Below are 13696 nucleotides of genomic sequence, written 5' to 3' on the forward strand. Positions count from 1 at the left end.
ATGTCAAGACCAAAATTATATTTATTTGCAATTGGAGGTACAGGATCAAGAGTATTACGATCATTAACTATGCTTCTAGCTTCTGGAATAAAAACGAATACCGAAAAAATAATTCCTATGATTATTGATACCGACATCAATAATGGAGATGTTGAGAAATGTAGAAATATTATAAAAAACTACAATGATATTCATAATGCTATATATAATGGCGTAAGAGAAGAAGAGAACCAAGGCGAGTTTTTTAGAACCAAAATTATGCCTCCAAAAGAGTTAAACATCAGTGGTACAGATTATGGCACACTAAAGGATATGGTGGGTTATAATTCATTGGATGCTAAAGGTTATGATAAAACTAGAGCTCTTTTTGATTTGTTGTATAGTAATGATAATAAAAATATGCCACTTGAAAAAGGGTTTTTGGGTAATCCAAATGTTGGTAGTGTAGTGCTTAAAAATGTGGTTGAATCTGCTGTGTTTAAGGAATTTACTCAAGATTTTAGTCAAAATGATAGAATCTTTATAATTAGCTCAATTTTTGGAGGTACTGGCGCAGCTGGGTTTCCTTTATTGATGAATGTTTTTAGAGATGAGATGAGTACTCTAAACAATGGTAATTATATAAATAATGCTATTATAGGAGGTGTTTCTGTATTACCCTATTTTCAAGTAGATGTAGATAAATTTAATGAAGGCGAGAGTGCTATTAATTCAAGTACATTTATTACAAAAACTAAAGCAGCATTAGCATATTACAACCGTAATTTAAAGCAGTTAGTTAATGCCATGTATTATGTTGGAGATACTCGTCAGAGTAATTATGAAAATTTTGATGGTGGTATCGAACAAAAGAATCCTTCTAACTTTATAGAACTTACAGCGGCAACTTCAATTTTAGATTTTTTGGATTATGATTCAAATGCAAATACAAAAGAAGATTTACAAGTTGAATCTAAGTTTTTTGAATTTGGTATCACTACTGATACAGGAGTTGTTGATTTAAATCATATAAAACGAGATGATCTTAAAGAGCATTTACTACACTTTCATTATTACAATGTATATGTCTCTGATTATATGAAAGATGCATTGACGAATGAAAAATTAGCTTGGTGTAACGAATTAAAACTTTCTAATAATTATCACAGACAGAACTTTTTTAAAGCCCTTGAAAAATTCACAACTGTACACTATTACAGATGGTTAATTGAAAATGCTCTTGATAAACATGATAGAAGGTTTCTACCATTTGATAATTCTATTATTATTAACGAAGACGATATATTAAAAGACGTATCTGATACACTTCCAGTAAAAACGTTTGTTGATGATAAAAAACTATTCACACTTATTACAGGTATTCCTGCAAAGAATAATAGTAATTTTTTCAAGAAGGATTACATAAAATATGATGAAGAGTTTTCTAAAATAGCACAAAAAATAGTTGCCTTACAATATGGAAATACAGAACGTATGGTTCATACATTATTAAATAGAGGTGTTCGAAACATCATAGCCGATAGATATGTATTGTAACAATTATAAATATTAAAATATTAAGATATGCCATATAAATTAAGTTTGATACGTGAACAACAGATTAATGACCACGGTTGGAATCAATACGATGGTAATCCGTATAATGCAAATACCATAAAGGAAATTACCGATAACATAGGGAAAATGGAAGTTCCTGTAACGTCTATTCCTTCTCCTTTTGCTCAAATGCATCTTTTTGAAACATCTTTTGAGTTTATTAACAAAGCTTTCGAAGAATCTAATAAAGATAAAACGTCATTGGAAGGTAAAACGACATATCATAAAAATGTATCACGTTGTTTAGATATTTTTGAAATGCTTTTTCGTTTTGAAACGCTCAAATTGAAAGATCGTATTTCGGTTAAAATATGGCATGTTGATGAACTTAAGAAAGTGGCTAAAGATCATAATCTTGGAATTAAAACATTTGCTGAAACATTACAAATTTTTATTGGTAATTATAATAGTGATAAGCGTTTTAAAAATCAAGGTATTCTTAATGCGTTTAGTGATTTCACGCTTATATATCTTAACAATGTAATTATTGCTGGAACGTCTCCTTATACTGGGTTTTTTACTATTGGTGAAGCATTACCTCAAACGATTTTGAATGAAGACAATAGAGCATTTTTTTCAAATAACTTACCACTCTATAAGCGAAAAGGAGATTTTCAGAAATATATGAATGTGCTTTTTTTTAAAGAACCTAATTTAGTTGAATCCTTCAAAGAAGTATATGCTTACATGCAACATAGTAATAAAATTTCAGAGATTTCTGGATTAAGACATTTTGTTGGAAGCCTCTCTTCAGAAGATCAAAACCAGCTTACACAAGGTTATACTATTCTCGAAGTTAGTAATACTGAAATAACTTTTTTAAATGGAAAGGTACCTTTCTTGTGTGAAAAGTACAATAAGCAAGAAGATGAAATAATTGCTAAAAATAGTGATTACGTAATTGTTACTTCTAAGCAATTAAGGCGCCCTCCTTTGGCCCTTTCTATAAATGGAGTTAAATCAAGATGGAATTATCTTGATGGTAATTCTTTTCCTAAAGATGGAAAGACAACATCAACTAAAATTATTGAAAAAAGAAAATTACCACAATCGGTTATTGAGTATCCTTGGATTAATAGAAATGACTTTTTATCTAAGCATCTTATCCAATTAGATTATAATGTTAATACATCAAAATTTTGGTTGCCAGGTGGAGAAGTCAAAAATATTATACTTCCTATTGCTACAGCATATTTCGATTATTTCACAATAGATGATCTAAAAAAACATATTACAGTTGAAAAATTAAACTTGGGAGCTATTGTTGTGACACTTAAAATACCTATCAAGGCAGATAATGGAAGAGGAACTATAAAATTTGAACGTATTTACGATTATGTGGTTCCTGAAACCATTGATAATGATGAAAATGGAGCGGTTATTAAATCATCATTGGCTTTTGGGATTTATCCATTTTTTAAAGTGTCAGATCCTGTATTTAATGATAGATATAAAGCTTTGTCATATCATATGAAAGGCGAAGAGATAAATTATAATTTTTTACGTGAACTCATAACCGAGCCAAACACAACTAAAGTTGAAGCTACAGAAATATCGAGAACACGTAAAGATGAAAACTATCCAAGTGTTTCAAACTATTTAGATATTTCTTCAATTAAATATAATAGTCAAGGAGAAGTTACTTATTGTATAGATAAAGATATAACTTTTGATTTAGTTTCTGTTGCGGTTACCAACCTGGACAAAAATATTTCTTTACACGGCATTTTACTTCCATTAATGGGAGAGCAAATACAATTGTCAGATGGGACTTCTTCTATTGCCTTCGATATTGGAACAAGTAATAGTTTTGTAGCATTTAAAACGGTTAATACTGTAGAAAACCTTTCAACCTATAAAGGGAAAGGAACAACAATTAATCCAGACTTTGTGTTACTCAATGAAGTTTCTAAAGATGGGGAACAGTATAAAAAATATGATTTAAATAAAATTAAGCCCATTTATGGAGCAGTACAAGATGCTGAATTTTTACCGAGTGTTATTGGTGACGAATCTCCATTTAAATTCCCAATTCGCTCTATTATAAATATAGATAACGACACAAAACCCGAACAACCAGGTAATATAAACATCTTATCAAATGCCAATATACCTTTTGCATTTGGGCATAGTAGTTTAAGGTATGAATATGACTTTACACATTCTAATATAAAATGGGGAGTTACAGATAGTAATAATAACTCTGCTCAAAATAAACTGCACGGTTTTATAGAACAATTAGCTTGGATGGGTAGAAATAAACTATTGAGCGAAGGTTATAACCCTAGAGCAACCAATGTGATATGGTTTAAGCCTTTAAGTATGAGTACTAATCAAATGACAGTATTCAATAGTATTTGGCAAGAACTCTTTGCGACTTATTACAGCAAATCTGAAAACTATAAAAATTTAGTTTCAGTAACAGAGTCTTGGGCACCATACTATAGTTATCCTAACGATTTTGGGTCTGGAAAAGTATTTATGAACTTAGACATTGGTGGAGGTACCACAGATTTAATTGTATTTGAAAATGAAAAACCTACTCTAACAACATCATTTCGATTTGCAGGAAATAGTTTGTTTGAATCCAGAAATAGTAATAAACCATTTGACAATGGTTTTGTTACGCGTTATGAGACAGCTATGCTCAAATATTTTGGTGAAGATTTAAAGAAAAAAGAAACCGTTAAGTATATTAAAAACTCAAATGGATTACAGTCTACGGATTTGTTGAGCTATTTTTTTAATTACAAAGAATTTGGCAAAAAACTAGCAATGGATAGTGAGTTTAAATTATTGTTTTTAATTCATAATTCTGCAATTTTTTATCACTCTTGTCAAATGCTTAAAATGATTTATTGTAAAGATTTACCAACCTATATAGGGCTAAGTGGTAATGGAGCAAAACTCATGGAGGTCACCAATGGTACTTCAGATTTAAACAGAAGAAATGGAATTTCAAAACTAGGGTCACTTATTTTAAAACAAGTTTTTAGTTTGGATAAACTACATCAAATAGAGATTCAAATTCTAAAAAACCCAAAAGAGTCAACTGCAATTGGTGGCATAGATGGATTAAAAAACATAAAAGATAAGAGTGAAGCTGACATAGAGAATTATTATATCTCTGTTGGTACTGAAAATGATTTGATTAAAAATAATGACGCAATTCAGAAGCAAGCATTTAAATATGTGAATTTTCTACAAGAAGAAAATTCGACTATTGACAATGTAACCGACAATGTCGTTGGATTTTTCACCTATTTTTTCGAAAAATTATGGTTTGAAGCAGATTTTGTTCAAAATTTTGGTGTAGATAAAGCTTACAATACTAATAAATTGAAAAACTTTTTTACTGATAGAACTAAGATTAGTGATACTATACGTCAAACAGTACATCACAAAGTAAATATCGAAAAGGAAACACCTTTAAATGACACTCTATTTTTTGAAGCTATAAAGGCATACTTATATGCATTTTCAAAGTATATCGTTACAGATAAAATTAATCAATATAAAGGTGCTTAAAATGTTTCGAAAAGTCATACAACATAGCTTTTTAGCATTAGTAATTCTATTACTAGTATCTAGCTGTAGTGATAACAATAATGCTTACGATGAAAACAATGATAATCAGAATGAAGAATCTATTGAAAATGTTTACTCTGAAGAAGACTTCTTAGAATTAAATAAGAATGAGATAATAGCATTCTATGACAATATAGGTTTTGAAATTATTGATCTTATACTTGAAGATAGAGTATATGAAAAAAATGGTAATATAAGACAACTAAAAGGAGTCGCTTTAGATGATTATCCTAGGAGATTGAATGACAGTATGAACGAAAAAAAAGTGAAACTTTACTCTGAACGATTAATTGAATTTAGAAATGGATTTATTGACTCTATTTCTAATGAAACTATCCTTGAGGATTTTATAAACTCTAAAGATATGTTATTGCAGAGTTCTTTTTTCAATGATACCATTATTGGTTTAGATACTGAAAGATTAACTAGAAAAGATAAGCCTAAGTATATTTCGCTGGTTGACATCATTAATAAAAATGCTGATGAAGCTATCACAAGGCTTTCAGAGATTAAGAATCAACCAATAATTGAATCTAATGCTAATGATGCATTAAGAATAGAAAAACAAGATGTTTTTAATGAAAAAATGAAAACAAAAGAGAATTCTTTAATATGGATTTCTTTATTAGGAGTTAGTGTATTAATTAATATTTTTCAATTCGTTTTTTTTAGAAAAAACATCAAAGATATAAAAGAGCAATCTAACAATAATCAAAATAAGTATCTAAAAGAGAATACAAAAGAATATAAAAGAAGTTCTCAAGAGAATTTAGCCACATCAATACCTGCAAAGCTTAAAAGAGATAGAGTAAAAGAAATAATAAACGAAGCATATAATAATATGCAACAATTATTATCTGATAAATATCATCAAGATTGTGTTATGTTAATTTCTGATCAATTGAATAGTTATAGGTCTAAAGCTATAGATGGTTTAAACTCAATATCGTTTCATAATCAATTAGAAGTAGAAAAAAAGGTTAAACCAATAATAGACGAGCACCAATCAATTTTAGAGCGTGAATTAGAGATTTGCATTCCGAAATCTAAAGCAGAGATTGATATTAAAAATACTGTCAAAAGAGAAAACTTCATCGAGGTTGCAAATATTGAATTACTATCAGAAGATGAGATTAATTCAATAATTCAACAGATGAAACAGATAACCTTTTTGGATCTAACTCCTACTATTAATAAAAATCAATTAGCTGCTAAGATTGATGAACTTGAAGAGAATATAATAGAAGCACTACAAAAAAAGATTAAAGATAACTTAGTATACTACTTCCCTTTTACTGATGCTAATGGCAGTCTTGACGATGAAAAAAAGACCAAAGCAATTGAAAGGGATAGTGCCATTAAATTGTCTATTAATAATGAAGATATGTCTAAAGCAACATTTACACTACTGTATGAAGAAGATGATATGATGCAAGCTGGCATTATGAGTTATGATTCTTTTCTAGTTCCGATATGTGAATTAAAAAGTGAAGATTTTAATAGTACTGGAACAAGAATAGAGCAGACTGGTGATGACGGTACAATGGAGTTGGAAGATGGTTATTGGAAAGTAAAAAACAAACTACCTATAAAAGTAATCTAAATTATGATCTATCTAGTTGTTGTACTCATTATTAGTCACTTTGTGGTATTATATTATATTAATAGCTTTATTAAAGCCTATAAACTCAATAATCATAACTATTTGACTAGAGAGTTAAAAAAATTAGAGGCTCTGTTTTTGGAAGGGCTTGTTAACATTGATAGTGGCGTAAATCTTCTCACTGAAAAATCAGTACAGTCGTTTGAGAAATTAAAATTAGAAAACATAAATTTTATAAGAGCACATAAATCGAGTTTTAATGATGTAACTAGCTTTATACAAAATGATTATAGATCACTAACCCAATCATTAGAAAAGAACAATGATTTATTAGTAACTCTTTTACAAAAAACAGAAGAAAATATCACAAAAAATATAGAACTGAAACCATTATTAATAAATAGTAATGATGAATTGGAAAAGATTTACAGTAAAATAAAGATGCTAATCACAAATTATGAAAAAAGCATCAATGATATTCAAGACGAAATGGAAAGTTCGCTTAATGTTATCGAAAGTACTTTGGAAGGTAAAATAAAACAGTTGGCTACAAGTGGAGAAAAAACAATCCGCGAATCTATTGAGAACAGTAAAACTACAATTACCAAAATAACTGAAGAAACCAATAACGGACTCAAAAAAGTTTTAAAGGAGAATCAAATAAAGGTACTTACTGAGAAAGTTGAAACTATTGATAGTGAGTTTAAAAGTAGTATAGAGGAAGTAATGTTATCTATTAATGGATTAGATGAAATGTTTTTTAATAAACTAAAAGAATACAACGACAAAGAAGGAAATAAGAAAGGTTTTTTTGGATTTTAGAATAAAATTATGTTTAGGAAAATTTTAATACTGTTGTTATTGTTTTGTCTTGTTTTGAATTCTTGTTCTTCAAAGTAAAAAAGCAATCATACTATACAAATGATTCTTGAATCACAATTTAAATATGCGTCTAATAAATTTTATCCACTAGCCGATTTTAATGTTCTAGAGACTACTTCATTAATGAATTATTCAATAAACCATATTGATGATACATCAGGCCAGATTATTTTGCTTTCAAGTAGACCTTATAATGAAGGACAGAAAATAAGAGGTTTAAAAATCAAGTATATAAGATTCTATGGTGATTCTAATGAAACTATTGGGTTATTGGTAGATGAGGAAAGTAGTAAAATCGTAGATAGATATGGTTCGATATTGATTAACACAATTATGGAATTATCTTTTTAAAGATAATTTTAAAACCATCTAAAAAAAGTTAAAGATTATTCAATGTGAAAAATTTGCGTCATATTTATCATTAGGTTTATTGACTAATTTGTTTATTTCTCTAGAGATTGTAGATCGAGATCTATTGAGTTGTTTAGCGATATAAGCTTTGGATCTATTTCGTTTAAAAGTGTCTCAATAATGACTCTTTCTTTTAAGATAAGTCTCCTATGTTTTTTTACTTACATTATAACAAATCTATTAATTTAGATTTGTTGCGTTAAGTTATTGAATAGAGCTAATTGACTCTAAAATAATTACGACCTGTATAAATAACACAAATATTTCAGATATGTTTTATAATTTATTTGGTAATGATAGTGATTGTATTAAAACAATTGATTTTGAAAGGCTAGAAATGAATAATGGCACCATTGTAAAGCAAATAAAATTTTCTTTCTAGAAAGAGGAGAGATTTTTCTTTGATTAATAGACAATAATAAGCAGTCATTATATCACCAAAAAATGATTTAGTGATTGATACTTCGTATAATATAATTTACCTTAGTTAAGCTTGAATTCAAAATAGACTGGAAGATGGTCAGATAATTTCCGAGCGTTTTCGATTTGATCACACACCAATACAAAATCTATTACACCAGATTTTATTTTTGAAATATCCTTAGAGTAGTATAAGTTATCAATATTATAATTAAGATAATTGCCGTTTTCACATTTTTTTTTAAGTGTTGTTTTTTTATTATATAAGGCTGGTAAATATGCATTATTTATGAAGTTTTTAAAAGCATCATCGCTTTCATTGATATTAAAATCACCAGCCAATAATAATGGAGAATCTTTAAAATTAGAAGTAATGTAATTTGTCAGTACTTTTATTTCTGGTCTTGGGTTTTTTGAATAAGGAATAGAATGATAATTTATTATAGTGAAGCTTTTTTCATTTATAAAAAAATCTACTAATAACGGCTCTCGTTCTATTACATCTTGCAATTCTTTTAGGAGTCTACCTCTGTTTTTTATCTTTATAAACTTTGTCTTCCAAATAAAAGCATACCGTTCAGTCATATATTTTGAACTAATTGTTGGGTCACTAACTATATAATCCCATTTAGCTCCTTTTCTATTCAAAATGTCACTTAATTTCGCAACAGCCTGTGCACCACCATAACCAGCTACAACCTCCTGTAGAGCTACTATATCTGCATTTTTAATGATATCTGCAATTTTTTCTAATTCTTCACTATTTTTACTCCTTCCAAAATCTTTTATATTCCATGAGATAATTTTAATTGGATCATTTTGTGATAGAATTATTATTGACTGAAATAAGAATAAAAGAAAAATAAAATAGCGTTTCATATATTTTTTGATTTAGGTGTAAAATATATAAAATTAAATTTTTGTATTACGGTAAACCATAAAATAAGGACAGAAGCGTATATTATTAAAATTTAATCCTTAACATATTTTCAAATACAACTATAGTCTGGTTCGATAATAGGTCAATGTAGTGTACAGAAGAAAAGCCAGATCGAAAGTTCTGGCTTTTTTGTTTTATACGTGATCATATAAAAAAAAGGCCTGATTTACATCAGACCTTTCTTTATAAAACAACTAAAGCTTAGTTATTTTTTTTCATTTTGTCAGCCGCATTTTTAACTGCATCCTCACCGTCTTTTTTAACTTTTTCAACAGCATCTTTTGCATCTTCTTTAGCTTTAGCAGCCGCATCGTTAACTGCATCTTTAGCATTGTTTAAAGCATCTTCGGCTCCTGCTTTAGCTGAATCAACAGCGTCACCAGCAGAATCAGCAGCATCTTCCATTGCATCTTCAACAGCTTCAGCACCATCTTCTAATGCATCTCCAGTTGCTTCTGCAGCATCTTCAATAGCTTCTCCAGCTTCTTCAGCAGCATTTTCAACAGCATCAGCAGCGCTTTCAGCACCTTCCTTAGTTTCTCTACATGATACGGATACAATAAGTGCCAATACCAATACGATGTTCAATAATAATTTTTTCATTGTAATAGTTTTAGTGTTAATTAATAATACACGAAATTAATAAGTTATATTGAAATGACCTTAAAAAAATTAACTTTTTGTTAACAGCCTAAGGCTTTACTTACAATTTACAGTCTTATATACGTATGTAATCTGTGATTTGGTTGACAGCACCTTTATTTTTTTGAATAAAAGTTTTGTTGAGAGAACCGAGTTGAACTCTTTTATCTGAGTTTTTAACTAATTCATTCAGCTTCTTTTCAAGAATATTGAAATTATTTACCGAAAATACGCCCCCGTTTTTGATCATTAATTCAGCTTCTGGAAATTTGTCATAATTACTACCAATAATGATTGGGACACCAAATACAGCTGGTTCTAAAATATTATGAAGTCCTGTAGTTCCCATTGCTCCACCTACATAAGCCATATCTGCATAGCTATATATTTTAGTTAATAATCCTATTGTATCCATAACAAAAACAGGAGCATCTTTGATATTTTGATTTTGCATGTCTGAAAACAAGACATAGTCAGGCTCAAGTTTAGTGGTAATGTTTTTAATTTGAGTATTCTGAATGTTGTGAGGAGCAATGATAAATTTTAAATCTTTTGACGCATTTTTATTAATGTATGGAATTAGAAGTGCTTCATCTTCTGGCCATGAACTTCCAATCACTATGCATAAGCTGTCACCTTTAAAATCTGAAATAAAATTTAGAGTATTATCTTGTAATAATTGATTTGAAACACGGTCATATCTGGTATCTCCAGAAACGGTAACATTAGTGATGTCAATATCTTCAAGTAACATTTTTGAATTTTCATTTTGAACAAAAATATGCTCAAAAGCTCGTATGGCTTTCCGAAGATGATTGCCATACCATTTAAAATATGAATGATTTTTTCTGAATAAGGCTGAAATGAGAATAGCTCGTCCTTGTCTTCGTTTTAATTCATTTAGAATATTTGGCCAAATATCGTATTTTATAAATACTGTAAATTCAGGATTAACAATATCCAAAAAGCGTCTTGAATTACCTTTAGTGTCTAATGGTAAATACACAACAACATCTGCAACAGGTGTGTTTTTGCGAATCTCATAACCTGAAGGCGAAAAAAAAGTTAGTACGATTTTATATGCAGGATACTTTTTTCTAATCGATTCGAATACAGGTAGACCTTGTTCATATTCACCTAAGGAGGCACAATGAAACCAAATCGTTTTATCGTTAGGAATTAAATGGTTTTTTAATATTTCAAATGTTTTTTTACGACCTTCAACACCTTTTTTAATCTTATCATTAAATAATGCAAGTGCTTTTAAAATGAATGAAAGTATATGTATTCCTAAATTATACAATATATAAACGTTTAGTTCCTGCTAAAATACTGTTCTTTGAAATAATTTCATTGCTTAATGCTTATGAATTTTGTAATTTCGTCTTGTATGAAAAAAATTCAAATGGTTGACCTTAAAGGTCAATATAGCAAAATAAAAGCTGAGGTTGACAGCTCTGTTTTAGAGGTGTTAGATTCTACGGCATATATTAATGGGCCAAGAGTTCATGAGTTTCAGAAAAATCTAGAATCCTATTTAGGTGTTAAACATGTAATTCCATGTGCTAATGGTACAGATGCGTTACAAATAGCGATGATGGGATTAGATTTGAAACCAGGTGATGAAGTTATTACGGCAGATTTTACATTTGCTGCAACTGTTGAAGTTATTGCGCTATTGCAACTAACACCAGTATTGGTCGATGTAGATCCTGTAACATTTAATATCGATGTAGATGCTATTAAAAAAGCAATTACACCAAAAACTAAAGCGATTGTTCCTGTTCATCTCTTCGGAATGTGTGCCAATATGGAGGCAATTATGACTATTGCTAAGGCTCATAATCTTTACGTTATTGAAGATAATGCTCAGGGTATTGGTTCTACATACACCTACAGCGATGGCACTAAGGCTAAAGCTGGAACTATTGGACATGTAGCTTCGACGTCCTTTTTTCCATCTAAAAATCTGGGATGTTATGGAGATGGTGGTGCGATTTTTACAAATGATGACGATTTGGCACACACCATAAGAGGTATTGTAAATCATGGCATGTATGTGCGTTACCATCACGATGTTGTTGGCGTAAATTCGAGATTAGATTCTATTCAAGCTGCTATTTTAGATATTAAATTAAAACGACTCGATACATATAATCAAGAAAGACGAAAGGCAGCAAGAGCTTATAACACTGCTTTTAGTGGCATTGACAATATCATTATACCAAGTGGCAAAACAACTTGTCAAGGCATATGTGACACATGTGACTGTCATGTGTTTCATCAATATACACTACGGATTTTAAATACAGACAGGGACGCATTGGTAAAACACTTGAATGACAATGGAATTCCATGTGGTGTGTATTATCCAATTCCTCTACATTTACAGAAGGCATATCAAGATTCTCGATATAATGAAGCAGATTTTCCGGTTACAAATCAATTAGTTAAAGAAGTTATTTCATTGCCAATGCATACTGAATTAGATGATGAACAAATTGAGTTCATTACGTCTACAGTTATCAATTTTGTAAATTCTTAATACTAATGAAGAAAATTCTTGTTACTGGTGGATTAGGGTTCATTGGTTCACATACGGTTGTAGAGTTACAAAATGAAGGTTACGACGTTGTTATCATTGATGACCTGTCTAATGCTTCTATCGATGTTATAGAAGGTATTACTGAAATTACCGGAATTTCTCCAATGTTTGAAAAAATAGATTTAAAAGAAAAGTCTTCAGTAGAACATTTTTTTCAAAAGCATAATGATATTTCTGGAGTCATTCATTTTGCGGCCAGTAAGGCAGTTGGTGAAAGCGTAGCAAAGCCTTTGTTGTATTATGAAAACAATCTCAATACACTTATTTATGTGTTGAAAGAAGTTCTTAATCTAAAATCTTCTAATTTTATCTTTAGTTCGTCATGTACTGTTTATGGTCAGGCAGATGAAATGCCAATAACTGAAAATGCACCTGTAAAACCTGCTGAATCTCCGTATGGAAACACAAAACAAATAGGTGAAGAAATTATAAAAGATACCTGTAAAGTCAATGCTAATCTAAATGCAATTGCCTTACGATACTTTAATCCTATTGGTGCTCATTCGTCTGCTAAAATTGGAGAATTACCTATTGGTGTCCCTCAAAATTTGGTGCCATTTATAACGCAAACAGCTGCTGGACTTCGAGAGTGCTTGTCTGTTTTTGGAAATAACTATCCAACCTCAGATGGGACTTGCATAAGAGATTACATTCATGTTGTGGATTTGGCTAAGGCTCATGTTGTTGCTTTACAACGACTTTTGGAAGCTAAGAATTCATCAAATTTTGAAACATTTAATGTTGGTACTGGAGTTGGTAGTTCGGTATTAGAAGTGATTCAGTCTTTTGAGAAGGTTTCAGGGCAATCTCTTAATTACAAAATAGCGCCTAGAAGAGAAGGTGATGTGGTTAAAGCCTATGCAAACACTAAAAAAGCAAATGCTGTTTTAGGTTGGGAAGCAAAATCGACACTTGATGATGCCATGTTATCTGCCTGGAAATGGGAGCAAAATATTAGAAATCTTAAATAAATCGTCATCATCTCATTGTAAAACTGTTAGTTGATAGG

At 30.0% G+C, this 13696-nt stretch carries 10 protein-coding genes and 1 pseudogene; 7 read left to right on the forward strand and 4 right to left on the reverse strand.

Annotation, left to right across the window (positions count from 1 at the left end; genetic code table 11):
- From TD18_RS16555 to TD18_RS02430, 5 genes are all read left to right on the forward strand, one after another.
- On the forward strand, nucleotides 1-1536 hold the full coding sequence (locus tag TD18_RS16555; RefSeq protein ID WP_052461016.1) for a hypothetical protein: 1536 nt from the start codon (nucleotides 1-3) through the stop codon (nucleotides 1534-1536).
- A gap of 27 nt (nucleotides 1537-1563) precedes the next feature.
- Nucleotides 1564-5124: a hypothetical protein gene (locus TD18_RS02415; protein ID WP_040248044.1), complete on the forward strand. Its 3561-nt coding sequence runs from the start codon at nucleotides 1564-1566 to the stop codon at nucleotides 5122-5124.
- Between the two features lies 1 nt (nucleotide 5125).
- Nucleotides 5126-6787: a hypothetical protein gene (locus tag TD18_RS02420; protein WP_152611299.1), complete on the forward strand. Its 1662-nt coding sequence runs from the start codon at nucleotides 5126-5128 to the stop codon at nucleotides 6785-6787.
- A 3-nt stretch (nucleotides 6788-6790) separates the two neighbouring features.
- On the forward strand, nucleotides 6791-7609 hold the full coding sequence (locus tag TD18_RS02425) for a hypothetical protein (protein ID WP_152611300.1): 819 nt from the start codon (nucleotides 6791-6793) through the stop codon (nucleotides 7607-7609).
- A 99-nt stretch (nucleotides 7610-7708) separates the two neighbouring features.
- Complete coding sequence (locus TD18_RS02430) at nucleotides 7709-8020, forward strand: hypothetical protein (protein WP_040248053.1); 312 nt, start codon at nucleotides 7709-7711, stop codon at nucleotides 8018-8020.
- 42 nt (nucleotides 8021-8062) lie between these two features.
- On the opposite strand, the pseudogene TD18_RS17555 reads toward TD18_RS02430, so the two are convergent.
- The 4 genes and pseudogenes from TD18_RS17555 to TD18_RS02445 form a co-directional block, all read right to left on the reverse strand.
- Nucleotides 8063-8220 (reverse strand): annotated as a pseudogene (locus tag TD18_RS17555) (helix-turn-helix domain-containing protein); the annotation flags it as partial.
- A 343-nt stretch (nucleotides 8221-8563) separates the two neighbouring features.
- A complete protein-coding gene (locus tag TD18_RS02435; RefSeq protein WP_040248054.1) occupies nucleotides 8564-9379 on the reverse strand; it encodes an endonuclease/exonuclease/phosphatase family protein in 816 nt (271 codons plus the stop codon).
- Between the two features lie 262 nt (nucleotides 9380-9641).
- Nucleotides 9642-10043 carry a hypothetical protein gene (locus tag TD18_RS17410; RefSeq protein WP_174435317.1) on the reverse strand — a complete coding sequence of 134 codons (402 nt, stop codon included), beginning with the start codon at nucleotides 10041-10043 and terminating at the stop codon, nucleotides 9642-9644.
- 115 nt (nucleotides 10044-10158) lie between these two features.
- Nucleotides 10159-11385 carry a 3-deoxy-D-manno-octulosonic acid transferase gene (locus tag TD18_RS02445; protein ID WP_241480631.1) on the reverse strand — a complete coding sequence of 409 codons (1227 nt, stop codon included), beginning with the start codon at nucleotides 11383-11385 and terminating at the stop codon, nucleotides 10159-10161.
- Nucleotides 11386-11472: 87 nt separating this feature from the next.
- On the opposite strand from TD18_RS02445, the gene TD18_RS02450 reads away from it, so the two are divergent.
- Together TD18_RS02450 and galE are read left to right on the forward strand one after the other, a co-directional pair.
- Nucleotides 11473-12627, forward strand: a complete 1155-nt coding sequence (locus TD18_RS02450) for a DegT/DnrJ/EryC1/StrS family aminotransferase (protein ID WP_040248056.1) — start codon at nucleotides 11473-11475, stop codon at nucleotides 12625-12627.
- Between the two features lie 5 nt (nucleotides 12628-12632).
- Nucleotides 12633-13658, forward strand: coding sequence for a UDP-glucose 4-epimerase GalE (galE, locus tag TD18_RS02455; RefSeq protein ID WP_040248059.1), 1026 nt, complete (start codon nucleotides 12633-12635; stop codon nucleotides 13656-13658).
- Nucleotides 13659-13696: the final 38 nt, after the last annotated feature.

This window comes from Psychroserpens mesophilus (assembly GCF_000826645.1).
GTDB classification, from domain to species: Bacteria; Bacteroidota; Bacteroidia; order Flavobacteriales; family Flavobacteriaceae; genus Psychroserpens; species Psychroserpens mesophilus.